Raw genomic sequence first — 23,953 nt, 5'->3', positions numbered from 1 at the left:
TGATCCCCTAGCGCTTCTTGGCCTTGCGGTCGGCTGCGTGCCCGCGGAAGGTCCGGGTCAGCGCGAACTCGCCCAGCTTATGGCCGATCATGTTTTCATTGATCAACACCGGCACGTGCTGACGGCCGTTGTAGACCGCGATGGTCAGGCCGACCATCTCGGGAAGAATCATCGAACGGCGCGACCAGGTCTTGATCGGCCGTTTACTGTTTTGGGCCACCGCATCCTCAACCTTCTTGGCCAAGTGATGATCGATAAACGGGCCCTTGCGGATCGAACGTGCCACGTGATCGCTCCTCGCGTTTGCTTACTTGCGCCGCCGACGACGTACGATCATGCCGTCCGTACGCTTGTTGTTTCTGGTCTTATGGCCCTTCGTCGGCACCCCCCAGGGGCTGACCGGATGGCGGCCGCCCGAGGTCCGCCCTTCACCACCGCCGTGCGGGTGATCGACTGGGTTCATCACCACACCGCGCACCGTCGGGCGCACGCCGCGCCAACGCGAAGCACCGGCCTTTCCGAGTTTGCGCAGGCTATGCTCGCCGTTGCCGACGACGCCGATGGTCGCTCGACAGTCCGCATGCACCTTGCGCATCTCGCCAGAGCGCAGCCTCAGGGTGGCCTGATCACCCTCGCGCGCGACCAGCTGCACCGAGCTGCCAGCCGCCCGGGCTAGCTGTGCGCCCTTACCGGGCCGCATCTCGATGCAATGCACCTCGGTGCCGACCGGGATATTGCGCAGCGGTAGACAGTTGCCGGCGGTGATTGGGGCCGTATCCGAGGCCAGCACCGACGCACCAGTCTTCAGGCCCTTGGGTGCGACGATGTAGGCGCGCTCGCCATCGGCGTATTTGAGCAGCGCGATGTTCGCACTGCGGTTCGGGTCATACTCGAGCCGCTCGACCATCGCCGGCACGTCGCGCTTGCGGCGCTTGAAGTCGATGACCCGGTAGCGCTGCTTGTGGCCACCGCCGCGATGCCGCACCGAGATCCGGCCTTGATTGTTGCGGCCGCCGGTCTTGGACTTCTTCGAGATCAGAGCCTGGTGCGGCGCGCCACGGTGAAGCCCCGCATCGGTGATCTTGACGACGAACCGCCGACCCGGCGATGTCGCATTGGTTTTCACGATAGCCATTGTCTGTTATCCGTATCGTTGCTGGGCTTCAATAGGTGTCGTCACCAGCGGAGGCAGCAGGACGCCTCAGGCGCCGCCACCAAAATCGATGTCATTGCCAGGCGCCAGGCGCACGTAGGCCTTGCGCCAGTCGGGCCGGCGGCCAAGCCGCGCGCCGAACCGCTTCGCCTTGCCCTTGACATTGAGGACCTGGACCGCCTCCACCTTGACCTCGAACAGCAGTTCGACGGCCTGACCGATCTCGCGTTTGGTCGCGCTCGGATCGACCTTGAATGCATATTGGCCGGACAAATCGGCCGCCAATGCGGCCTTCTCCGAGATGATCGGCCCGCGCAGCACCTTCATCAGGCGCTCTTGATTGATGCCAGCATTCATGACAGCCGCTCCTCCAGGCGCCGCAGCGCCGCTTCAGTGACGATCACCTGCTCGGCGGCGACGAGACTCACCGGGTCGACACCGTTTGCGGTGTCGAGCCAAACCCCAGGCAGATTGCGGGCGCCCAAGGCGAGCCGGTCATCGATCTCGTCGACCAGGATCAGCGCGCGCTCAATCCCGAGTTCGGCGAGCTTGGCCCGGACGGCCTTGGTCTTGGCCTCGGCGACCGAGAGCTCCGGCACCAGGATCAGCCGCTCGTCGCGGACCAGCTCGGACAGGATCGAGCGCAGCGCACCCCGATACATCTTGCGATTGACCTTTTGGTCATAACTGCGTGGCTGTGCCGCGAAGGTCACGCCGCCGGTGCGCCAGAGCGGACTGCGACTGGTGCCGGCACGCGCGCGGCCGGTCCCCTTCTGCCGATAGGGCTTACTCCCGCCACCGCTGACGGCCGAGCGGTTCTTCTGCGCCTTGGTGCCCGCACGCGCCCCCGCCGTATAGGCGGTCACGACCTGATGCACGAGACCCGGCTTATAGTCGACACCGAACACAGCATCGGCGACCTGCACCGAGGATGCGTCGCTGTTGCGAATAGCCAGCTCCATGATTAACCCTTTCGATTCTTCTGTTTTACCGAGGGCACCAGAACCAGACGACCGCCGGCTGGCCCGGGCACACCGCCACGGATCAGCAACAGGTTGCGATCAGCGTCGACGCGTACGACCTCGAGGTTCTGCTGGCAACGGTTGACGTTGCCCATCTGCCCGGCCATCTTCTTGCCCTTGAGCACCCGCCCGGGCGTCTGGCACTGCCCAATCGAGCCCGGCGCCCGGTGCGACAACGAGTTGCCGTGCGAATTGTCCTGACCGCGAAAATGGTGCCGACGAATCGTGCCGGTGAAGCCGCGCCCCTTGGTCACGCCGCGCACATCGACCTTCTGCCCGGCCTCGAACAGCGAGACATTCAGCTCACCGCCTGCGGCCAGATCATCGCCCTCGCCCTCGTCGAGCCGGAACTCACGCAGCACCTCGCCCGGTTCGACACCGGCCTTCGCGAAGTGGCCGCTCATCGGCTGAGTGACCCGCGACTTACGCCGACGCCCGGTGGTCACCTGGACCGCGCGATAGCCGTCGCCCTCGGCAGTCTTCGTCTGCGTGACGCGATTTGGCTGCACCTCGATGACGGTGACCGGAATGGACTGGCCGTCTTCGCCAAAAATGCGCGTCATACCGGCTTTACGGCCGATCACACCAATGGCCATCGTCTTAACCTCAGCTCAGTTTGATCTGTACGTCGACGCCGGCGGCCAGGTCGAGCTTCATCAGGGCGTCGACCGTCTTATCGGTCGGGTCGACGATGTCCATCAGCCGCTTATGGGTGCGGAGCTCATACTGATCGCGGGCATCCTTGTTGACATGCGGCGAGATCAGCACGGTGTAGCGCTCGTGCCGCGACGGCAGCGGTACCGGACCGCGCACCTGGGCGCCGGTGCGCTTCGCGGTATCGACGATCTCGCGTGCAGACTGGTCGATCAGGCGATGATCGAACGCCTTGAGTCGGATTCGGATGCGTTGGCTTGCCATGGACATCACTCGATGATCTTTGCGACGACGCCGGCGCCGACGGTGCGGCCGCCTTCGCGCACCGCAAAGCGCAGCCCCTCTTCCATCGCGATCGGCGCGATGAGCTTGACGGTCATCTTGACGTTGTCGCCGGGCATGACCATCTCGATGCCCTCGGGCAGCTCGCAGGCACCGGTGACATCGGTGGTGCGGAAGTAGAACTGCGGCCGGTAGCCGTTGAAGAACGGGGTGTGACGCCCGCCTTCTTCCTTGCTCAGCACGTAAACCTCGGCCTCGAAGTGGGTGTGCGGGGTGATCGAGCCGGGCTTGGCGAGCACTTGCCCACGCTCGACGTCGTCGCGCTTGGTGCCGCGCAAGAGTGCGCCGATGTTGTCGCCGGCCTGCCCTTGGTCGAGCAGCTTGCGGAACATCTCGACACCGGTGCAGGTGGTCTTGGTGGTGTCCTTGATGCCGACGATCTCGACCTCTTCGCCGACCTTGATGACGCCGCGCTCGACCCGGCCGGTGACCACGGTGCCGCGACCGGAGATCGAGAAGACGTCTTCGATCGGCATCAGGAAGGCGCCGTCCACGGCCCGCTCGGGTGCCGGAATGTAGCTGTCGAGGGCTTCGATGAGCTTGTCGATCGATTGCCCGCCGATCTCGCTGTCGTCGCCTTCGAGCGCCTTGAGCGCCGAGCCGGTGACGATGGGGGTGTCGTCGCCGGGGAATTCGTAGCTGTCGAGGAGCTCGCGCACCTCCATCTCGACCAGCTCCAAGAGCTCGGCGTCGTCGACCATGTCGGCCTTGTTGAGGTAGACGACGATGTAGGGCACACCGACCTGGCGCGAGAGCAGGATGTGCTCGCGGGTCTGGGGCATCGGGCCGTCAGCCGCGGAGACGACCAGAATCGCACCGTCCATCTGCGCCGCGCCGGTGATCATGTTCTTCACGTAGTCGGCGTGCCCCGGGCAGTCGACGTGCGCGTAGTGGCGCGTCTCGCTCTCGTATTCAACGTGCGCGGTCGCAATCGTGATGCCGCGCTCCTTCTCCTCGGGCGCGTTGTCGATCTGGTCGTAGGCGCGCGATTCGCCACCGTACTTCTTCGCCTGGTGGACCGTGATCGCCGCCGTCAGCGTGGTCTTGCCGTGGTCAACGTGACCAATCGTGCCAACGTTGACGTGCGCCTTCTTTCGATCGAACTTTTCTTTGGACATGCCCGTATCCCCTCAGAGATCCACTGCAATCGTGACAAGCATCGACAACGGGTGTCGCTGCTACTGTTTCTTGGCGACGGTCTCGGCGATGCTCGCCGGGACCTCGTTGTACTTGGCAAACTCCATGCTGTAGCTGGCCCGCCCCTGGGTCGCCGAGCGCAGGTCGGTGGCGTAGCCGAACATGGACGCCAGTGGCACCTCGGCGCGGATGATCTTGCCGGACGGCGTATCCTCCATACCTTGGATCATGCCCCGGCGGCTGTTCAGATCACCCATCACATCGCCCATGTTCTCTTCGGGCGTCACCACCTCGACCTTCATGATCGGCTCGAGCAGCACCGGCTTGGCCTTGCCCGCGCCCTCTTTGAAGGCCATCGAGCCGGCGATCTTGAACGCCATCTCACTCGAGTCGACCTCGTGGTAGGAGCCGTCGTAGAGGGTCGCCTTGATGTCGACGACTGGAAAACCGGCGATCACGCCATTCGCCATCGCCTCCTGAATCCCCTTGTCCACGGACGGAATGTACTCCTTGGGCACCACGCCGCCGACGATCTCGTTGACGAACTCGTAGCCCGCACCCGCCTCTTGCGGCTCGAACCGCACATAGACGTGACCATACTGACCGCGGCCACCAGACTGCCGCGCGAACTTGGTCTCCTGCTCGACGCTCGCGCGGATCGTCTCGCGATAGCTGACTTGCGGCGCGCCGACATTGGCCTCGACCTTGAACTCGCGCTTGAGCCGATCGACGATGATCTCGAGATGGAGCTCGCCCATCCCCGAGATGATGGTCTGGCCGGACTCCTCATCCGAGCGCACCCGGAACGACGGGTCCTCTTGCGCCAGTTTCTGCAGTGCCACACCCATCTTCTCCTGGTCGCTCTTTGTCTTGGGCTCGACCGCCACCGCGATGACCGGCTCGGGGAACTCCATCCGCTCAAGGGTGATCGGTTTGTCCAGCGCGCATAGGGTATCACCGGTGGTGACGTCCTTGAGCCCGACCGCGGCGGCGATATCGCCGGCGCGCACCTCCTTGATCTCCTTGCGGTCGTTCGAGTGCATCTGCAGGATGCGCCCGACCCGCTCCTTCTTGCCCTTGACCGGGTTCAGCACGCTGTCGCCGGCGCTGAGCACCCCCGAATAGACGCGAAAGAAGGTCAGGGTGCCGACATAGGGATCGGTCGCAATCTTGAACGCCAAGGCCGCGAACGGCGCGTCGTCGTTCGACGGACGCTCTTCAACGGTCTCAGCGGCATCGTCGAGCACACCGGTGATCGCCGGCACCTCCGGCGGTGACGGCAGGAAGTGGATGACCGCATCCAGCATCGCCTGCACGCCCTTGTTCTTGAACGCCGAGCCGCACAGCATCGGCACGATCTCGTTGGCGATCGTGCGCTTGCGGATGCCGGCGCGGAGTTCCTCCTCGCTCAGCTCACCGTTCTCGAGATACTTCTCCATCATCTCTTCGGTCGCCTCGGCGGCGGCCTCGACGAGCTTCTCACGCCACTCGGCGCACTGATCGCCCATCTCGGCCGGGACGTCGCGCGCGTCGTAGGTCAACCCCTTGTCGGCCTCGTTCCAGTAGATGGCCTTCATCCGGATCAGATCGACGACGCCGGCGAAGTCATCCTCGGCCCCAATCGGCAGCTGCAACGGGACCGCATCCGCACCGAGCCGATCCTTGACCTGACCGACGACGCGCAAGAAGTTCGCACCCATCCGGTCCATCTTATTGACGAACGCGATGCGCGGAACGCCATACTTGTCGGCCTGGCGCCAGACCGTCTCGGACTGCGGCTCGACACCGCCGACCGCGCAGAAGACCGTACAGGCACCATCGAGCACGCGCAGCGAGCGCTCGACCTCGATCGTGAAGTCGACGTGCCCGGGCGTATCGATGATATTGATCCGATGCTCCGGGAACTGCTGATCCATACCGGACCAGAAACAGGTCGTCGCCGCCGAGGTGATGGTGATGCCGCGCTCCTGCTCCTGCTGCATCCAGTCCATGACAGCGGCACCATCGTGCACCTCACCGATCTTGTGCGACAGACCGGTGTAGAACAGGATGCGCTCAGTCGTCGTCGTCTTACCGGCATCGATGTGGGCCATGATGCCGAGGTTTCGGTACCGATCGATTGGTGTGCTACGTGCCACGACTGCGTTGCCTATTGCCTGAGATGAAAGCCAGGAGCTGCGTGCGCGTTCGCGCTACCAGCGGTAATGCGAGAAGGCCTTGTTGGCCTCCGCCATGCGATGGGTGTCTTCCTTCTTCTTGACCGCAGTGCCGCGGGCCTCGGCGGCGTCCATCAGCTCGCCAGCGAGCCGCAATGCCATCGACTTCTCGGAGCGCTTGCGCGAGGCGTCAATCAGCCAGCGCATCGCCAAGGTATTGCGCCGTGACGGCCGCACCTCGACCGGAACCTGATAGGTCGCACCGCCGACACGCCGGGACTTGACCTCGACCACTGGGCGGACGTTCTCCATCGCCTGATCGAGCAGCTCGATCGGCTCGGCACCCTTCTTCTCGACCACCCGGTCGAGCGCGCCGTAGATGATGCGCTCGGCGACGGCCTTCTTGCCGTCTTCCATCAGCATATTGATGAACTTGGTCAGCAGCTCACTGCCGTGCTTAGGGTCCGGCAGGATCTGGCGGCGACCAACGATGCGTCTTCTCGGCATTGCTCTTCAGGCTCCGACTACCTTATACGAGGGATCGCGCTCGACCAGCGCGGCGCGGGGACAACGAACGAATCAGCTCTTCGGGCGCTTAGCGCCATACTTGGACCGACCCTGACGCCGCTTTTCGACGCCGGACGCATCCAAGGTGCCGCGCACGGTGTGATAGCGCACCCCGGGCAGGTCCTTGACACGGCCGCCACGGATCAGCACAACGGAGTGCTCTTGAAGATTGTGCCCTTCACCACCGATATAGGAGGCAACCTCAAAGCCATTGGTGAGTCGCACACGCGCGACCTTGCGCAGCGCCGAGTTTGGCTTCTTCGGCGTTGTGGTATACACCCGCGTACACACGCCCCGCTTCTGAGGGCAGGCCTCGAGCGCGGGCACCGTGCTCTTCGCCACACGCCGCTTGCGTGGGTTACGCACCAATTGGTTGACTGTCGCCATGACTGACTCCGACGGCTTGAGTTGCGACTACTGTGCACATACAGGATCGGGCAACCCGCCTTGACCTGGCGATGCGCGATCTGGGATTCGGTTTGAGGACGCCGCTGCGGAACGTCGATGGCCACCCTCGATCGCGGCCCGAGCACCCCGCATCTCATGACGGGAAGGCGCGATACCTGAGACGTGCCGCTGCCGATCTGCAACATCAACTGCGGGGTAATACCGCAGGGTGGCCTCGCCCAGACGGAGTGAGGACGCAGATTAACGGCGGATGAGTCGACGAGAAGGGCGTGCCGCGGCGACCATGCCACTCAAACAGCAAGCCGGCAACTCAGTGCCGGCGAGCTAAGACGAGAAGTATATTTAGCAGCCGCCCGCCTGTCAACGGGTTATTGCTGATCGATGACCGCCGGGCGGCCGCCGGATCATGCCGACGGCCGTCCAGGACGCGCCTCGGCCAGAGCGGTTTAGACCACAGAGACGGCCAAGCGAGGTATTGTCCCGACTGCTGTGATCCGGACACCAAGAAGCCGCCAGATACTGGAAATAGGCGGCTCCTCCGTTTGGATTAGTCCCGGCGGAACAATAAAAGCCGCAGCACTAGGCCGCAGCCCGGCATGCGCAGTCTGCATCGCGGCCTACGACCGACGTCCTTAGTCGGCCTCGGACTCTGAGGTATTCAGTGCCTGTTTCAGTGCGGCGGTCAGCTCCTCGTTGGCCAGTTCCATCCGCTCCGCCGCATCGCCCCCGCCCTCTGCTTGGCGGCGCCGGCGCCGCTCGTTGTGATGAGCAAGGCCGGTGCCGGCCGGGATCAACCGACCAACGATGACATTCTCCTTGAGACCGTTGAGACCGTCGACCGAGCCTCGCACCGCCGCCTCGGTCAGCACGCGCGTCGTCTCCTGGAAGGAGGCCGCCGAGATGAACGATTCGGTGGCCAGCGACGCCTTCGTGATGCCGAGCAGCAGCGGCTCGTACAGGGCCGGGTGCTTGTCCTCGGCCGCCACCCGCTCATTCTCGGCCAGCACCGTCGCATGATCGACCTGCTCACCGCGCAGCAGATTGGTATCGCCGGGATTGGTGACCTCGACCTTGCGTAGCATCTGGCGGACGATCACCTCGATGTGCTTGTCGTTGATCCGTACGCCCTGCAGCCGGTAGACGTCCTGGATCTCCTTGACCAGATACTCGGCCAATGCGGTGACGCCCTTGAGCCGGAGAATATCGTGCGAGCTGAGCTCACCCTCGGAGATGACCTCCCCCTTTTCGACACGCTCGCCCTCGAAGACGCTCACATGACGCCATTTCGGTATCAGCTCCTCGATCGCCTCACCGTCATCGGTGGTGATCACGAGGCGTTGTTTGCCTTTGGTCTCCTTGCCGAAACTAACGGTGCCGGTCGCCTGTGCGAGCAGCGCCGGGTCCTTCGGCTTGCGCGCCTCGAACAGATCGGCGACCCGCGGCAGACCACCAGTGATGTCGCGCGTCTTCGATGACTCCTGCGGGATACGGGCCAGGATATCGCCAACGCCGACATCGGCACCGTCCGAGACGGTCACGATCGCGCCCGAGGGCAGATAGTAGCGCGCCGGCAGGTCGGTTCCAGCGATATTGAGCTCTTCGCCATCGCTGTCGAGCAGCTTCACCATCGGGCGCAGGTCCTTGCCGCCGGCCGGGCGCTGCTTCGGGTCCATGACCTCGAGCGACGCGAGCCCGGTCACCTCGTCGGTCTTGCTCTGCACCGTGACACCGTCGATCAGGTCCTCGAAGCGCAGCGTACCGGCGACCTCGGTCACGACCGGATGGGTATGCGGGTCCCAGCTCGCGACGACCGCGCCGGCCTCGACCTGATCCCCGTCGTTGACCGCAACGGTGGCGCCGTACGGGATCTTATAGCGCTCCTTCTCGAGCCCCTTCTCATCGGCCACCGCGAGCTCGCCGGAGCGCGAGACCGCGACCAGGTTGCCACTGTGGTGCTGCACGGTCTTGATGTTGTGCAGCTTGATGGTGCCGGAGCCCTTGACCTGCACATTGCTGACCGCGGCCGCCCGCGAGGCGGCACCGCCGATATGGAAGGTGCGCATCGTCAGCTGGGTCCCCGGCTCGCCGATCGACTGCGCCGCGATGACGCCGACCGCCTCACCCATGTTGACCCGGTGACCGCGAGCGAGATCACGCCCGTAGCACTGGGCGCAGACCCCGAGACGCGACTCGCAGGTGATCGGCGAGCGCACGCGCACCTGGTCGATGCCCTCCTGCTCGAGCTGCTTGACCCAACCCTCGTCGAGCAATGTGCCAGCCTCGCAGACGATCTCGTCGGTGCCAGGGCGGTAGACATCATGGGCAGCGACCCGCCCGAGGATGCGCTCGCGCAGCGGCTCGACGACATCGCCGCCCTCGATGATCGGGGTCATCCGCAGCCCTTCCTCGGTACCGCAGTCCTCTTCGAGCACGACCATGTCCTGGGCGACGTCGACCAGGCGCCGGGTCAGATAACCGGAGTTCGCGGTCTTCAGCGCGGTGTCGGCCAGGCCCTTGCGTGCGCCGTGGGTCGAGATGAAGTACTGGATGACGTTCAACCCCTCGCGGAAGTTCGCGGTGATCGGGGTCTCGATAATCGAGCCGTCAGGCTTGGCCATCAGCCCGCGCATTCCGGCGAGCTGGCGGATCTGGGCTGCCGAGCCACGCGCGCCGGAGTCGGCCATCATGTAGATCGAGTTGAACGAATCCTGCTCGACGGCGTTGCCGTCACGGTCGGTCAACTGGTCCTTGCCGAGCTTGCGCATCATCGACTTGGCGACCTGGTCGTTGGTCCGAGACCAGATATCGACGACCTTGTTGTAGCGCTCGCCGTTCGTGACCAGGCCCTGAGTGTACTGGTCCTCGATCTCCTTGACCTCATCCTCGGCGGCGGTGATGATCCGCGCCTTCTCGTCTGGCACCTCCATGTCCTCGAGACCGATCGAGACGCCGGCATGGGTGGCCATCCGAAAGCCGAGATACATGATCTGGTCGGCGAAGACCACGGTGTCCTTCAGCCCCAGCACCCGGTAGCAGGTATTGATCAGGCTCGAGATCTGCTTCTTACCAAGCGGCCGGTCGACCAGCTCGAACGGCAGCCCGTCCGGGACGATCTCCCAGACCAGCGCACGTCCAACGGTGGTCTCCTTGATGCCCCAGCGTTCCTCGACACGGCCGTCCTCCTCGCGGATGACCTCCCGAATCATGACCTTGACTCGTGCCTGCAGCGCCGCCTTCCCGGTCTCGTAGGCGCGCCGCGCCTCGTCGATGCCAGAGAGCGCGAGCCCTTCACCCTTCGCGTTGACCCGCTCACGGGTCATGTAATAGAGCCCGAGCACGACGTCCTGCGAGGGCACGATGATCGGCTCGCCATTGGCCGGCGACAGGATGTTGTTCGACGACATCATCAAGGCGCGCGCCTCGAGCTGCGCCTCGAGCGACAGCGGCACGTGCACCGCCATCTGATCGCCGTCGAAGTCGGCGTTGAACGCAGTGCAGACCAGCGGATGCAGCTGGATCGCCTTGCCCTCGATCAGCACCGGCTCGAAGCCCTGGATGCCGAGGCGGTGCAGGGTCGGCGCCCGGTTGAGCATCACCGGGTGCTCGCGGATCACCTCCTCGAGGATGTCCCAGACCTCCGGGGTCCCGCGCTCGACCATCTTCTTCGCCGCCTTGATCGTCGGCGCCAGCCCGCGCAGCTGCAGCTTGCTAAAGATGAATGGCTTGAACAGCTCGAGCGCCATCAGCTTCGGCAGCCCGCACTGGTGCAGCTTCAGCGTCGGGCCGACCACGATGACCGAACGGCCCGAGTAATCGACGCGCTTGCCGAGCAGGTTCTGCCGGAAGCGCCCCTGCTTGCCCTTGATCATGTCCGCGAGCGACTTGAGCGGGCGCTTATTGGTGCCGGTGATCGCACGGCCGCGACGGCCGTTGTCGAGCAGCGCGTCGACCGACTCCTGCAGCATGCGCTTCTCGTTGCGCACGATGATGTCCGGCGCGATCAGATCGAGCAGCCGCTTGAGGCGGTTGTTGCGATTGATCACCCGGCGGTAGAGGTCGTTTAGGTCCGAGGTCGCAAAGCGGCCGCCATCGAGCGGCACCAGCGGGCGCAGCTCCGGCGGCAAGACCGGCAGCACCGTCATGATCATCCACTCGGGCCGGTTGCCCGAGATCTGCAAGGACTCGACCAGCTTGAGGCGCTTGGTCAGCTTCTTGAGCTTGGTCTCGGAGTTGGTCGCTTCCATGTCCTCGCGCATCTTGCGCACCTCGGCATCGAGGTCGAGGCTGCGCAGCAGCTCGAACACGGCCTCGGCGCCCATACGCGCGTCGAACTCATCGCCATGGGTCTCGAGCGCCTCGAGGTACTGGTCATCGGTCAACAGCTGCCCTCGCTCGAGATCGGTCATCGCCGGATCAATGACGACGAACGATTCGAAGTAGAGCACCCGCTCGATGTCGCGCAGCGTCATATCGAGCAACAGCCCGATCCGTGACGGCAGCGACTTCAGGAACCAGATGTGCGCGACCGGGCTGGCGAGATCGATATGGCCCATGCGCTCGCGCCGGACCTTGGCCAGCGTGACCTCGACGCCGCACTTCTCGCAGACGACGCCGCGGTGCTTGAGACGCTTGTACTTGCCGCACAAGCACTCGTAGTCGCTGACCGGCCCGAACACCTTGGCGCAGAACAGCCCGTCGCGCTCCGGCTTGAAGGTCCGATAGTTGATGGTCTCCGGCTTCTTGACCTCGCCGTAGGACCAGGAGCGGATCATCTCCGGCGACGCGAGGCCAATGCGGATGGCATCGAACTCCAGGGCCTGACCCTGTTGCTTAATGATTCTGAGGAGATCTTTCATGGCGACGTTAGGTGAAGTTTGAAGTGTGAAGTTTGAAGTGTGAAAGAGAAGAGGACGAGAAGCGTGAAGTCTGCACTTCACACTTCTCACTTCCCACTTCTCACTTCATTCAATCCTGCTCGAGCTCGATGTTGATACCGAGCGAACGGATCTCCTTGACCAATACGTTGAAAGATTCGGGCATGCCGGCCTCCATGCGATGGTCGCCGTCGACGATATTCTTGTACATCTTGGTCCGACCCGAGACGTCGTCCGATTTCACCGTCAGCATCTCCTGCAGGGTGTGGGCCGCACCATAGGCCTCGAGGGCCCAGACCTCCATCTCGCCGAAGCGCTGACCGCCGAACTGCGCCTTGCCGCCGAGCGGCTGCTGGGTCACGAGGCTGTAGGGGCCGGTCGAGCGGGCGTGCATCTTGTCGTCGACCAGATGATTGAGCTTCAGCATGTACATGTAGCCGACCGTGACCGGGCGCTCGAACGGCTCGCCGGTGCGCCCGTCGTAGAGCGTGGTCTGGCCGGTCTGCGACAGCCTGGCCAGCCCCAGCATGTGCCGGATCTCGTCCTCACTGGCGCCGTCGAAGACCGGGGTCGCCAACGGCACACCTCCGCGCAGGTTCGAGGCCAGCTCGAGCACCTCGTCATTGGTGAGACTGTCCAGGTCCTCGCGCTTACCGCTGGTGTTGTAGACCTCGCTCAGGAAGGCGCGTACCTCTTCGACGTCAGCCTGGGCTCGGAGCATCGCGTCGATGCGCTCGCCGAGGCCTTTCGCGGCCCAACCGAGATGGGTCTCGAGCACCTGACCGACGTTCATCCGCGAGGGCACGCCGAGCGGGTTCAGCACGATATCGACCGGCTCACCATCGGCGCTGAACGGCATATCCTCGATCGGCACAACGCGCGAGATGACCCCTTTGTTCCCGTGGCGGCCGGCCATCTTGTCGCCGGGCTGGATGCGCCGCTTGACCGCGACATAGGTCTTGACCATCTTCAGCACACCGGGCGGCAGCTCGTCGCCCTGGGTGATCTTGCGCTTCTTGACCTCGAAGCGCTCCCGGAACAGCTCGCGCTGCTCCTTGATCTGAGCAGCGACCGCCTCGAGCTGCGCGGCGGCCTCCTCGCTGCGCAGCCGGATCTCGAGCCATTTGTCCTGACCCTGCTTGTCGGTCAGCTCGTTGAGATAGCTCTTGGTGATCTTGGCACCGGCCTTGAGCCCGCCCGGACCACCGTCGGCGATCTTGCCGAGAAGCATCTTCTCGACGCGCTGGAAGGTATCCTGCTCCATGATCCGCAACTGGTCGGCGAGGTCCTTGCGCACCCGCTCGAGCTCCAGCTCCTCGATCTGGGTCGCGCGCTTGTCCTTCTCGACGCCGTCGCGGGTGAAGACCTGCACATCGACGACGGTGCCGGCCATTCCCGACGGCAGCCGCAGCGAGGTGTCCTTCACGTCGGAGGCCTTCTCGCCGAAGATCGCGCGCAGCAGCTTCTCCTCGGGCGTCAGCTGGGTCTCGCCCTTGGGGGTGACCTTGCCGACCAGGATATCGCCGTCGCGCACCTCGGCGCCGATGTAGACGATGCCGGACTCATCGAGCTTGCCGAGCGCGGCCTCGCCGACGTTCGGGATATCGCTGGTGATCTCCTCCGGGCCGAGCTTGGTGTCGCGCGCGAGGCAGGTCAGTTCCTCGATATGGATGCTGGTGAAACGGTCCTGCTGCACCAGGCGCTCCGAGATCAGGATCGAGTCCTCGAAGTTGTAGCCGTTCCAGGGCATGAAGGCGACGCGCAGGTTCTGCCCGAGCGCCAGCTCGCCCATGTCGGTCGAGGGGCCGTCGGCGAGGACGTCATTGCGCACCACGATGTCACCCGGAGTGACCAGCGGGCGCTGATTGATACAGGTGTTCTGGTTCGAGCGGGTGTACTTGGTCAAGGTGTAGATATCGACACCAGCCTCACCGGCCTCGGTCTCGTCATCGTTGACCCGCACCACGATGCGCGCGGCATCGACCGCCTCGATCACGCCGCCGCGCCGCGCCCAGACCACGACGCCCGAATCCTTGGCGACGACCCGCTCCATGCCGGTACCGACCAGCGGCTTCTCGGCGCGCAGGGTCGGCACCGCCTGGCGCTGCATGTTCGAGCCCATCAGCGCGCGGTTGGCGTCGTCGTGCTCGAGGAAGGGCACCAGCGAGGCGGCGACCGAGACGATCTGCCGCGGCGAGACGTCCATGAACTGGACCTCGTCCGGCGTCTTCATCGTGAACTCGTTCATATGGCGGCAGGAGACCAGCGCATCGGTCAGATTGCCGTCATCGTCCAACGTCGCGTTGGCCTGGGCGATCACGTAGCCGCCCTCCTCGATCGCCGAGAGATGGACGATCTCGTCGGTCGCGCGGCCGTTCTCGACCCGCCGATAGGGCGTCTCGAGGAAGCCGTACTGGTTGGTGCGCGCATAGACCGCGAGCGAGTTGATCAGCCCGATATTCGGCCCTTCCGGCGTCTCGATCGGGCAGACCCGACCATAGTGGGTTGGATGCACGTCGCGCACCTCGAAGCCGGCGCGCTCGCGCGCCAGACCGCCCGGCCCGAGCGCCGAGACCCGCCGCTTGTGGGTGACCTCCGAGAGCGGGTTGTTCTGGTCCATGAACTGCGACAGCTGCGAGGAGCCGAAGAACTCCTTGATCGCGGCCGAGACCGGCTTCGCATTGATCAGCTCCTGCGGCATCAGGCCCTCGGACTCGGCCAGCGACAGGCGCTCCTTGACCGCGCGCTCGACCCGCACCAGGCCGACCCGGAACTGGTTCTCGGCCATCTCGCCGACGCAGCGGATGCGGCGGTTACCGAGGTGATCGATGTCGTCGACCGTACCGCGGCCGTTGCGCAGCTCGACCAGCACCTTGAGCGCATCGACGATGTCGGAGCGCTCGCCCTGCTCCTCGACCAGCTTGGTCGCGAAGGCATCGGTGCGTTGCGAGAAATAACGCCCGTCGTAGAGGATGCCCGGGCCTTCGGTCTCGTCGCGCAGCAGGCGGCGGTTGAACTTCATCCGTCCAACCGCCGAGAGATCATAGCGCTCGGGCGCGAAGAACAGGTTGTGGAACAGGTTCTGCGCGGCCTCCTTGGTCGGCGGCTCGCCGGGGCGCATCATCCGATAGATCTCGACCTGGGCCTCGAGATCATTGGTGGTCTGATCGATTCGCAGCGTCTCGGACAGATAGGGGCCGTGGTCGAGATCGTTGACGAACAGGGTCTCGATGCGCTCGATGCCCTTCTCGCGCAGGGTCGCGAGGAGCTCCTCGGTGATCTCGGCGTTGCCGTCGGCGATCACCTCGCCGGTCTCGGTGTCGATCTGCGAGCGCGCGAGGGTCCGGCCGATCAGGAACTCGTCCGGCACCGCGAGGCGCTCAACGCCGGCCTTCTGCAGCGCACGGATGTGCTTCGCCGTGACGCGGCGACCGGCCTCGACCAGGACCTCGTCGCCAATCTTGACCTCGAAGTTGACGGTCTCGCCGCGCAGGCGCTCCGGAACCAGGTCCAGCTCGAGCGGCTCACCGAGATGGAAGGTGTCGGTCTCGAAGAACAGCGCCAGGATGTCGTCGACGCTATAGCCGAGCGCGCGTAGAAGGACCGTCGCCGGCAGCTTGCGACGGCGGTCGATCCGGACATAGACGTTGTCCTTCGGGTCGAACTCGAAATCGAGCCAGGAGCCGCGGTAGGGGATCACCCGCGCCGAGAACAGCAGCTTGCCTGAGGAATGGGTCTTACCCTTATCGTGATCGAAGAAGACGCCGGGCGAGCGGTGCAGCTGGGAGACGATGACGCGCTCGGTGCCGTTGATGATGAAGGTCCCGGTCTCGGTCATCAGCGGCAGGTCGCCCATATAGACCTCCTGCTCGCGGACGTCCTTGACGACCTTGGAGCCGGCCGGCGCATCCTTGTCATAGATCACCAGGCGCAGCAGCACGCGCAGCGGCGCCGCGTAGGTCGCGCCCCGCAGGTGGCACTCACGGACGTCGAAGGCCGGCTCGCCGAGGCGATAACTGACGTACTCCAGCACCGCGTTGCCGGAATAGCTCTCGATGGGCAGCACGGTCCGAAACGCCGCGTGCAGACCAACCTCGTCGCGCTCCTTCGGCCCCTTGTCGAGCTGCAGGAAATCACGATAGGAATCGATCTGGGTCGCCAGCAGGAACGGCACCTCCATGATCGTCGGGCGCTTGCCGAAGTTCTTGCGGATGCGCTTCTTTTCGGTAAACGAATAGGGCATGCTGCCTTCCCTCGTAATGGGTCTTTGAGTAACCTACAAATATCCGCCGTGCGAGCGGCGGCTGATCCGGCGGACACCCTCGGCTGCATCGTCCGATGCGGGCCGGGGTTTCGCTACCGCCTGTGCCGATCAGCCGAGCGGCGCCGAGCCGTTAAACCCGAAGCCGCGAGTGGATGCCGCAGTCCTTGCAGCATGCGCACCGTTACTGATCGCCGGAAACGGCAAAAGGCCGGCGGCCTGAAGCCGCCAGCCTTGTTCGATCCCAGCTTGTCGAGCAGGACGCAAGGATGGCGTTATTTGATCTCGACCGACGCACCTGCCTCTTCGAGCTCCTTCTTGGCCGCCTCGGCGTCTTCCTTCGAGACGCCTTCCTTGAGGGCGGTCGGAGCACCCTCGACCGCATCCTTTGCCTCCTTCAGACCGAGGCCAGTCAGACCACGAACGGCCTTGATCACCGCAACCTTGTTCGAGCCGAACGAGGTCAACACCACGTCGAACTCCGTTTGCTCCTCGGCCGGCTCGGCCTCGGCGGCACCGCCGGCAGCGGGAGCGGCAGCGACGGCGGCGGCCGCGGTCACGCCAAACTTCTCTTCCATCGCGCTGATGAGGTCGACGACCTCCATCACGGTCATATTGGCGATGGCTTCCAGGATCTCGTCTTTAGAAACAGCCACGGGCTAATCTCCGATTGAATCGATTCGTTGCAATAATTGACAGCGGGCGCGATGGCCTAGGGGTAGGCCATTTGGGCATCAAGCGGCCTCTTTCGCGTCGCGGACTGCGCTGAGGGTACGCGCAAGCTTGCTTGGCACCTCGTTGAGCGTCGTCGCCAGCTTCTGTACCGGTGCCTGCATGACCGACATCAGCTGACTGACCGCCTCGTCGTAGGTCGGCATCTTCGCCAGCTTGCTGAGCTCGGACCCATCCAGAAGCTGACCGCCGACGGCGATCATCCGAACCTGGAACTGTTTATGGTCCTTCGCAAAGCTCTCGGCGATACGACCGGCGGAGCCGGGGTCCGACTGACCGAAGGCGAGGATGAGCGGCCCGGTCAGCGCCTCATCCATGCACTCGAAGTCGGTACCGGCCAGCGCGCGCTTGGCCAGCGTGTTCTTGACCACCCGTACATAAACGCCGGCCTTGCGTGCCTCGACACGCAGCTTGGTCAGCTCATCGACGGACAGCCCCCGGTAATCGGCGCCGACCGCCGAGTGTGCGGTCTGAGCGACCTCAGCGACCTCGGCGACGATACGTTCTTTCTGGGCAAAGGTCAGTGCCACAGACGTCACCTCCTGATCGAGTTCGGGTAAGACTCAGCGTCTACCCAGAAGATCAGTGCCACCTTCCATAACGGCAGACCGATCGGCTTATGTGTACCGTCGCCAGCATTCGCGGCTCGGGACACCATCTGCGCAGGCATCGATTAAGCCGCGCCACAGGGCTCCAGCCGTGCGGCGCGACACCTGCGGTCTTTGACGGACTGCGGCGCATCGGCCGCTGCCCCAAAGATCATCGGACCGCCGGCCCGCTGCTGCATGCGGGCCGACAGCACTGAATCGAAGCGATCAGAACGCCAGTGCGCTGTGATCGACTGTCAGCCCTGGCCCCATCGTCGACGAGACCGTGACCTTCTTCATGTAGACGCCCTTGGCGGCGCTTGGCTTCGCCTTCTGCAGATTCGCGAGCAGCGCCTCGAGATTCTCGCGCAGCTTGACCGCATCGAAGTCCAGCTTGCCGAGTGGGCAGTGAATGATCCCCGCCTTGTCGGTCCGGTAACGGACCTGCCCCGCTTTCGCGTTCTGGACCGCCTCAGCGACATTGGGCGTGACGGTGCCAACCTTCGGGTTCGGCATCAGACCGCGCGGGCCGAGCAGCTTTCCGAGCTGACCGACAACCCGCATCGCATCCGGTGAGGCGATCACGACGTCATAGTCCAGGTTGCCGCCCTTCATCTCCTCGGCCAGGTCTTCCATGCCGACCCGGTCGGCGCCGGCCTCGGTGGCCGCCTCGGCATTCGCGGCCTGCGTGAAGACCGCAACCCGGACCTGCTTTCCGATCCCGTGCGGCAGCACCGTGGAACCGCGGACGACCTGATCCGATTTGCGTGGATCGACACCCAGATTCACCGAGACATCGATGTTCTCGACGAACTTGACCGTCGACAAAGACTTGAGCAGCTCGAATGCCTCCTCGGCGCCGTAGGCCCGCCCACGCTCGACGCGCTCGCGAATCGCTGCTGTGCGCTTGGTTTGCTTCGCCATTACGCCAGACCCTCCACCTTGAGACCCATTGCCCTTGCACTGCCGGCGATGGTCCGCACAGCGCCTTCCAGGTCAGCCGCATTCAGATCCGGCATCTTGGTATTCGCGATCTCTTCGATCTGCTCGCGCGTGACGGTCCCCACCGAGGCAGTATTCGGGGTGCTGCTACCCTTGTTGATGCCTGCCGCCTTCTTCAGCAGAATCGACGCTGGCGGGGTCTTAGTGATGAAGGTGAAGCTGCGGTCCGAGTAGACCGTGATCACGACCGGCGTCGGCAGCCCCTTTTCGAGCTCCTGGGTCTTCGCGTTGAAGGCCTTACAGAACTCCATGATGTTGACGCCGTGCTGACCCAGCGCCGGACCGACCGGAGGGCTCGGATTGGCCTCGCCGGCCTTGACCTGTAACTTGATATAGGCGGTAACTTTCTTCGCCATCGTATGACGCTCCTATGGGTGCAGACGCTGATCGATCGACCAGCTCCCCGATGAGAGGCCGCGCTATCGGCGACCGTGGACGGGGCCGCCTGGCGATCCCGGAGGTCGCCAGACGGCAAGAACGTTCGTTCAGCTCAACCCTTCTCGACCTGGCTGAATTCGAGATCGACCGGCGTCGAGCGGCCGAAGATCGACACCGAGACCTTGACCCGGCTCTTGTCGTAATCGACCTCTTCAACCACACCATTGAAGTCGGTGAACGGCCCGTCGGTGACGCGAACGACCTCGCCTGGTTCGTAGAGCACCTTTGGGCGCGGCTTCTCGACGCCGTCCTGCATCCGCTGGCGGATCGCATCCGCCTGGGCATCCGGGATCGGCGCAGGACGATCGCCCTTACCGCCGATAAAGCCCATCACCCGCGGCACATCCTTGACCAGGTGCCAGGTCTCGTCGGTCATCTCCATGTTGACGAAGACATAGCCCGGGAAGAACTTGCGCTCACTCTTGCGCTGCTGTCCATTGCGGATCTCGACCACCTCCTCGGTGGGAACCAGGATCTCGCCGAAGGCATCCTCCATCCCGGCGCGGGCCGCCCGCTCGCGCAGCGATTTGGCAACATGGCCCTCGAACCCCGAGAAGGCATGAATCACGTACCAACGTTTGGCCATAGGATCAGCCGCCATGCCCGACGAGCAGGTTGAAGATCGTGCGCAGGATGGTGTCGAATAGCCAGAGGATCAGACCCAGGATCAGCACCATCACGATGACGATCAGTGTGGTCTGGATCGTCTCCTGGCGGGTCGGCCACACGACCTTCCGCACCTCCATGCGCGAATCGAGCGCGAAACGCCAGAGCTTGCGCCCTTGAGCCGAGGTCAACGCAAGCGCCGCCGCACCGCCCGCGATGACGAGCAGCCCGAGGGTGCGCAGCAGCACCGAGTAACCAGCAAAGAAATAGAAGGCCCAGATGCCGCCAACCAACAGGAGAATAGCGACGGCGAGCTTGGCCGTATCCAGACCGGACGAAGCGGCCTCGGCTCGTGCATTCATATGCGTATCGGGCACCCTGACGGTGCATGTTTGGCAGGCCAGGAGGGACTCGAACCCCCAACCTGCGGTTTTGGAGACCGCTGCTCTGCCAATTGAGCTACTGGCCTAGAAAAGATCGATTCCCGTCGAACACATCCTTGTGGAAGATCAGGCCGAAGACGATCGCCGACTGGATAACCGGCTCCTCGGACCTGAAACCTTACCCTGCATTGGCGAGGTTATTCAATGATCTTTGCGACGACGCCGGCGCCGACGGTGCGGCCGCCTTCGCGCACCGCAAAGCGCAGCCCCTCTTCCATCGCGATCGGCGCGATGAGCTTGACGGTCATCTTGACGTTGTCGCCGGGCATGACCATCTCGATGCCCTCGGGCAGCTCGCAGGCACCGGTGACATCGGTGGTGCGGAAGTAGAACTGTGGCCGGTAGCCGTTGAAGAAGGGGGTGTGGCGACCGCCTTCTTCCTTGCTGAGCACGTAGACCTCGGCCTCGAAGTGGGTGTGCGGGGTGATCGAGCCGGGCTTGGCCAGCACTTGCCCACGCTCGACGTCGTCGCGCTTGGTGCCGCGCAAGAGTGCGCCGATGTTGTCGCCGGCCTGCCCTTGGTCGAGCAGCTTGCGGAACATCTCGACACCGGTGCAGGTGGTCTTGGTGGTGTCCTTGATGCCGACGATCTCGACCTCTTCGCCGACCTTGATGACGCCGCGCTCGACCCGGCCGGTGACCACGGTGCCGCGACCGGAGATCGAGAAGACGTCTTCGATCGGCATCAGGAAGGCGCCGTCCACGGCCCGCTCGGGTGCCGGGATGTAGCTGTCGAGGGCTTCGATGAGCTTGTCGATCGATTGCCCGCCGATCTCGCTGTCGTCGCCTTCGAGCGCCTTGAGCGCCGAGCCGGTGACGATGGGGGTGTCGTCGCCGGGGAATTCGTAGCTGTCGAGGAGCTCGCGCACCTCCATCTCGACCAGCTCCAAGAGCTCGGCGTCGTCGACCATATCGGCCTTGTTGAGGTAGACGACGATGAAGGGTACACCGACCTGGCGCGAGAGCAGGATGTGCTCGCGGGTCTGGGGCATCGGGCCGTCAGCCGCGGAGACGACCAGAATCGCACCGTCCATCTGCGCCGCGCCGGTGATCATGTTCTTCACGTAGTCGGCGTGCCCCGGGCAGTCGACGTGCGCGTAGTGGCGCGTCTCGCTCTCATACTCAACGTGCGCGGTCGCAATCGTGATGCCGCGCTCCTTCTCCTCGGGCGCGTTGTCGATCTGGTCGTAGGCGCGCGATTCGCCACCGTACTTCTTCGCCTGGTGGACCGTGATCGCCGCCGTCAGCGTGGTCTTGCCGTGGTCAACGTGACCAATCGTGCCAACGTTGACGTGCGCCTTCTTTCGATCGAACTTTTCTTTGGACACTGACCCTATCTCCGCGCGCTTGGATGCCGTCTTGTTGCCAAATTCACCGATGATGACGGGTCTGGAGAGCTGCCCGCCGGACCCGCCGAGCGGGATTGGAGCCCATGACCGGAGTTGAACCGGTGACCTCACCCTTACCAAGGGTGTGCTCTACCAACTGAGCTACATGGGCCAAAAATCTGGAATCAGTCTTTCGTTAATCCGACGCCGCAACAACCGCGGCTGAGCAACCGCCGAACATGGAGCGGGTGATGGGAATCGAACCCACACCATCAGCTTGGAAGGCTGAGGTTCTACCATTGAACTACACCCGCGATCGCCCTGAGCGATAGGACGCGATGCACCTGCCGCAACCGTGCCCGACCAGCGCGTCGCCTTTCCTGTTCTGGTCCTGTTCTGGCCAGAGCCTGCCAAACCGGCTTCCGATTAGACCCTGTCTGCCGCCCCGAGTCATGCGAGTTACGGCGCAAGATGGTGGAGGGGGGAGGATTCGAACCTCCGAAGGCTGAGCCGTCAGATTTACAGTCTGATCCCTTTGACCGCTCGGGAACCCCTCCAAATCAGCCGAGCGCGGCAGAATACCCCCCAATCCTGAGCACGTCAACCCTCGAAGCCGGTTCGGGTCGATGCGCATCCGCTCGCCACCCCCACTAGCTCAAGGCTGGACCGAGGCTGGACCGAAGCGGCCAAGCCTGCACAGGCAAGCCCACCCCTGGTCCGTGCAAGGGTAAACTACGGTCGATCTGCGCACAGGTCTGCACCGGCGCAGCAATCTTAAACCAACTCTATCCAAGCGCACGAGGAACCCGAATGGACGTCACGATCTTTGGAAGCGGCTACGTCGGCCTAGTAACCGGCGCCTGCCTCGCCGAGGTCGGCAATCAGGTGCTCTGCGTCGATGTCGACGCAGACAAGATCGCCTTACTCAACCGCGGCGGCGTGCCGATCTTCGAGCCCGGCCTCGAGGACATGATCGCGAAGAACCGTGAGGCCGGTCGGCTCAGCTTCTCGACCGACCCCGACGAAGGCGTCGCTCATGGGCTCTTCCAATTCATTGCCGTCGGCACACCACCGGACGAGGACGGCTCGGCCGACCTGCGTCATGTGCTCGCGGTCGCCAAGTCGATCGGCGAGCGTATGTCCGGCTACCGAATCATCGTCGACAAATCGACCGTTCCGGTCGGCACTGCGGACCGGGTTGCCGAAACCGTCCGAGCCGCGCAGCAGGAACGCGGCACCCAGGTCGACTTCGACGTGGTCTCCAACCCCGAGTTCCTCAAGGAGGGCGCGGCGATCGAGGACTTCATGCGCCCGGACCGGATCATCGTCGGCACCGAGAATCCGCGCACCGGAGAACTCCTGCGCGCGCTGTATGCCCCGTTCAACCGCAATCACGACCGCGTGATGGTCATGGGAGTGCGCTCGGCAGAGCTGACGAAGTACGCCGCCAACGCCATGCTCGCGACCAAGATCAGCTTCATGAACGAGCTATCGAACATCGCCGAGGCGGTTGGCGCCGACATCGAGATGGTGCGTGTCGGTATCGGCTCCGATCCGCGCATCGGCTATCAGTTCATCTATCCGGGTTGCGGTTACGGCGGCTCCTGCTTCCCCAAGGACGTGCGCGCCCTCGAGCACACCGCGACCGCGATCGGTTACGAGCCGCAGCTGCTCCATGCGGTCGAGGCCGTCAACGACCGCCAGAAGGATCTGCTCTTCAGCAAGATGCACCGCTACTTCAACGGCGAGCTCAGCGGGAAGACCATCGCGCTCTGGGGCTTGGCCTTCAAGCCGAACACCGACGACATGCGAGAGGCGTCGAGCCGCCGGCTGATGGAACAGCTCTGGGCCGCGGGGGCGAAGGTGCGCGCCTTCGACCCAGTCGCGGCCGACGAAGCAAGGCGGATCTACGGCGAGCGCTCCGACCTCACGCTCGTCAGCAATCGCATGCAGGCAATCGAAGGAGCAGATGCCCTCGTCATCTGTACCGAATGGAGCGAGTTCCGCAGCCCCGACTTTGCCGAGATCAAGGGCCAGTTGAGCTCACCGGTCATCTTCGACGGCCGCAACCTCTTCGACCCCAGCCAGGTCAACGCCGCCGGCCTGACCTACGTCTCGATCGGCCGCGAGCCCGCGCGGGCTGACTAGGCGACCGCGACGACCGACGGGCTGCGCCAGCTCGCGCAGCCCGCTTGGCAACAGATTACGGCCAGCACAACCCAACCCCCCAGCACACCCCAACC

General features: G+C 64.2%; 20 protein-coding genes and 4 tRNA genes. 1 reads left to right on the top strand and 23 read right to left on the bottom strand.

Annotated elements, in window-relative coordinates:
• Window positions 1–7 precede the first annotated feature (7 nt).
• The 23 genes from rpsS to CKO40_RS01170 form a co-directional block, all read right to left on the bottom strand.
• A complete protein-coding gene (gene rpsS, locus CKO40_RS01280; protein WP_200343995.1) occupies window positions 8–286 on the bottom strand; it encodes a 30S ribosomal protein S19 in 279 nt (92 codons plus the stop codon).
• A gap of 21 nt (window positions 287–307) precedes the next feature.
• Window positions 308–1,135 carry a 50S ribosomal protein L2 gene (gene rplB, locus CKO40_RS01275; RefSeq protein WP_200343994.1) on the bottom strand — a complete coding sequence of 276 codons (828 nt, stop codon included), beginning with the start codon at window positions 1,133–1,135 and terminating at the stop codon, window positions 308–310.
• A gap of 66 nt (window positions 1,136–1,201) precedes the next feature.
• Complete coding sequence (gene rplW, locus CKO40_RS01270; RefSeq protein WP_200344350.1) at window positions 1,202–1,498, bottom strand: 50S ribosomal protein L23; 297 nt, start codon at window positions 1,496–1,498, stop codon at window positions 1,202–1,204.
• 8 nt (window positions 1,499–1,506) lie between these two features.
• A complete protein-coding gene (gene rplD, locus CKO40_RS01265) occupies window positions 1,507–2,115 on the bottom strand; it encodes a 50S ribosomal protein L4 (protein WP_200343992.1) in 609 nt (202 codons plus the stop codon).
• Window positions 2,116–2,117: 2 nt separating this feature from the next.
• The gene (gene rplC / locus CKO40_RS01260; RefSeq protein WP_200343990.1) at window positions 2,118–2,771 is read right to left on the bottom strand and encodes a 50S ribosomal protein L3; all 654 of its coding nucleotides are present in this window, start codon (window positions 2,769–2,771) and stop codon (window positions 2,118–2,120) included.
• Between the two features lie 10 nt (window positions 2,772–2,781).
• On the bottom strand, window positions 2,782–3,093 hold the full coding sequence (rpsJ, locus tag CKO40_RS01255; RefSeq protein WP_200343988.1) for a 30S ribosomal protein S10: 312 nt from the start codon (window positions 3,091–3,093) through the stop codon (window positions 2,782–2,784).
• Window positions 3,094–3,098: 5 nt separating this feature from the next.
• Complete coding sequence (gene tuf, locus CKO40_RS01250) at window positions 3,099–4,289, bottom strand: elongation factor Tu (RefSeq protein ID WP_200343986.1); 1,191 nt, start codon at window positions 4,287–4,289, stop codon at window positions 3,099–3,101.
• A gap of 60 nt (window positions 4,290–4,349) precedes the next feature.
• Window positions 4,350–6,446, bottom strand: coding sequence for an elongation factor G (gene fusA, locus CKO40_RS01245; RefSeq protein WP_200343984.1), 2,097 nt, complete (start codon window positions 6,444–6,446; stop codon window positions 4,350–4,352).
• A gap of 54 nt (window positions 6,447–6,500) precedes the next feature.
• Window positions 6,501–6,971, bottom strand: a complete 471-nt coding sequence (rpsG, locus tag CKO40_RS01240; protein ID WP_200343982.1) for a 30S ribosomal protein S7 — start codon at window positions 6,969–6,971, stop codon at window positions 6,501–6,503.
• Between the two features lie 72 nt (window positions 6,972–7,043).
• Window positions 7,044–7,418, bottom strand: a complete 375-nt coding sequence (gene rpsL, locus CKO40_RS01235; RefSeq protein WP_200343980.1) for a 30S ribosomal protein S12 — start codon at window positions 7,416–7,418, stop codon at window positions 7,044–7,046.
• Between the two features lie 653 nt (window positions 7,419–8,071).
• A complete protein-coding gene (rpoC, locus tag CKO40_RS01230) occupies window positions 8,072–12,295 on the bottom strand; it encodes a DNA-directed RNA polymerase subunit beta' (RefSeq protein WP_200343978.1) in 4,224 nt (1,407 codons plus the stop codon).
• A 109-nt stretch (window positions 12,296–12,404) separates the two neighbouring features.
• Complete coding sequence (gene rpoB / locus CKO40_RS01225) at window positions 12,405–16,556, bottom strand: DNA-directed RNA polymerase subunit beta (protein ID WP_200343976.1); 4,152 nt, start codon at window positions 16,554–16,556, stop codon at window positions 12,405–12,407.
• Between the two features lie 293 nt (window positions 16,557–16,849).
• Window positions 16,850–17,230 (bottom strand): 50S ribosomal protein L7/L12, encoded by a 381-nt coding sequence (gene rplL / locus CKO40_RS01220; RefSeq protein WP_200343974.1) that lies wholly within the window; start codon window positions 17,228–17,230, stop codon window positions 16,850–16,852.
• Between the two features lie 78 nt (window positions 17,231–17,308).
• Window positions 17,309–17,836 carry a 50S ribosomal protein L10 gene (rplJ, locus tag CKO40_RS01215; RefSeq protein WP_200343972.1) on the bottom strand — a complete coding sequence of 176 codons (528 nt, stop codon included), beginning with the start codon at window positions 17,834–17,836 and terminating at the stop codon, window positions 17,309–17,311.
• 285 nt (window positions 17,837–18,121) lie between these two features.
• Window positions 18,122–18,817, bottom strand: a complete 696-nt coding sequence (gene rplA / locus CKO40_RS01210; RefSeq protein WP_200343970.1) for a 50S ribosomal protein L1 — start codon at window positions 18,815–18,817, stop codon at window positions 18,122–18,124.
• Window positions 18,817–19,251, bottom strand: coding sequence for a 50S ribosomal protein L11 (gene rplK / locus CKO40_RS01205; protein ID WP_200343968.1), 435 nt, complete (start codon window positions 19,249–19,251; stop codon window positions 18,817–18,819). The genes rplA and rplK overlap by 1 nt, the downstream gene beginning before the upstream one ends.
• A gap of 134 nt (window positions 19,252–19,385) precedes the next feature.
• Window positions 19,386–19,919: a transcription termination/antitermination protein NusG gene (gene nusG / locus CKO40_RS01200; protein WP_200343966.1), complete on the bottom strand. Its 534-nt coding sequence runs from the start codon at window positions 19,917–19,919 to the stop codon at window positions 19,386–19,388.
• 4 nt (window positions 19,920–19,923) lie between these two features.
• Complete coding sequence (gene secE / locus CKO40_RS01195) at window positions 19,924–20,301, bottom strand: preprotein translocase subunit SecE (protein WP_200343964.1); 378 nt, start codon at window positions 20,299–20,301, stop codon at window positions 19,924–19,926.
• A 31-nt stretch (window positions 20,302–20,332) separates the two neighbouring features.
• A tRNA-Trp gene (locus tag CKO40_RS01190) sits at window positions 20,333–20,408 on the bottom strand.
• A 111-nt stretch (window positions 20,409–20,519) separates the two neighbouring features.
• Window positions 20,520–21,710, bottom strand: coding sequence for an elongation factor Tu (gene tuf / locus CKO40_RS01185; RefSeq protein WP_200343962.1), 1,191 nt, complete (start codon window positions 21,708–21,710; stop codon window positions 20,520–20,522).
• Between the two features lie 96 nt (window positions 21,711–21,806).
• Window positions 21,807–21,882 (bottom strand) — tRNA-Thr (locus tag CKO40_RS01180).
• Between the two features lie 68 nt (window positions 21,883–21,950).
• Window positions 21,951–22,024 (bottom strand) — tRNA-Gly (locus CKO40_RS01175).
• A gap of 158 nt (window positions 22,025–22,182) precedes the next feature.
• A tRNA-Tyr gene (locus tag CKO40_RS01170) sits at window positions 22,183–22,267 on the bottom strand.
• A 253-nt stretch (window positions 22,268–22,520) separates the two neighbouring features.
• Between CKO40_RS01170 and CKO40_RS01165 the strand changes: the two genes are divergently transcribed.
• Window positions 22,521–23,858 carry a UDP-glucose dehydrogenase family protein gene (locus tag CKO40_RS01165; RefSeq protein ID WP_200343960.1) on the top strand — a complete coding sequence of 446 codons (1,338 nt, stop codon included), beginning with the start codon at window positions 22,521–22,523 and terminating at the stop codon, window positions 23,856–23,858.
• Window positions 23,859–23,953: the final 95 nt, after the last annotated feature.

Origin of the sequence: Halochromatium glycolicum (assembly GCF_016584085.1) — a bacterium.
Lineage (GTDB): Bacteria > Pseudomonadota > Gammaproteobacteria > Chromatiales > Chromatiaceae > Lamprobacter > Lamprobacter glycolicus.
The sequence above is the reverse complement of the archived record's forward strand: the minus strand, read 5'-3'. Positions and strand labels throughout refer to the sequence as shown.

Coding starts and splice junctions, on each gene's coding strand:
- CKO40_RS01165 (WP_200343960.1), top strand. CDS start 22,521: ATGGACGTCACGATCTTTGGAAGCGGCTACGTCGGCCTAGTAACCGGC.
- rplA (WP_200343970.1), bottom strand. CDS start 18,817: ATGGCGAAGCAAACCAAGCGCACAGCAGCGATTCGCGAGCGCGTCGAG.
- tuf (WP_200343986.1), bottom strand. CDS start 4,289: ATGTCCAAAGAAAAGTTCGATCGAAAGAAGGCGCACGTCAACGTTGGC.
- rpoC (WP_200343978.1), bottom strand. CDS start 12,295: ATGAAAGATCTCCTCAGAATCATTAAGCAACAGGGTCAGGCCCTGGAG.
- rpoB (WP_200343976.1), bottom strand. CDS start 16,556: ATGCCCTATTCGTTTACCGAAAAGAAGCGCATCCGCAAGAACTTCGGC.
- rplC (WP_200343990.1), bottom strand. CDS start 2,771: ATGGCCATTGGTGTGATCGGCCGTAAAGCCGGTATGACGCGCATTTTT.
- rpsG (WP_200343982.1), bottom strand. CDS start 6,971: ATGCCGAGAAGACGCATCGTTGGTCGCCGCCAGATCCTGCCGGACCCT.
- rplB (WP_200343994.1), bottom strand. CDS start 1,135: ATGGCTATCGTGAAAACCAATGCGACATCGCCGGGTCGGCGGTTCGTC.
- secE (WP_200343964.1), bottom strand. CDS start 20,301: ATGAATGCACGAGCCGAGGCCGCTTCGTCCGGTCTGGATACGGCCAAG.
- nusG (WP_200343966.1), bottom strand. CDS start 19,919: ATGGCCAAACGTTGGTACGTGATTCATGCCTTCTCGGGGTTCGAGGGC.
- rplD (WP_200343992.1), bottom strand. CDS start 2,115: ATGGAGCTGGCTATTCGCAACAGCGACGCATCCTCGGTGCAGGTCGCC.
- rpsL (WP_200343980.1), bottom strand. CDS start 7,418: ATGGCGACAGTCAACCAATTGGTGCGTAACCCACGCAAGCGGCGTGTG.
- rplK (WP_200343968.1), bottom strand. CDS start 19,251: ATGGCGAAGAAAGTTACCGCCTATATCAAGTTACAGGTCAAGGCCGGC.
- rpsJ (WP_200343988.1), bottom strand. CDS start 3,093: ATGGCAAGCCAACGCATCCGAATCCGACTCAAGGCGTTCGATCATCGC.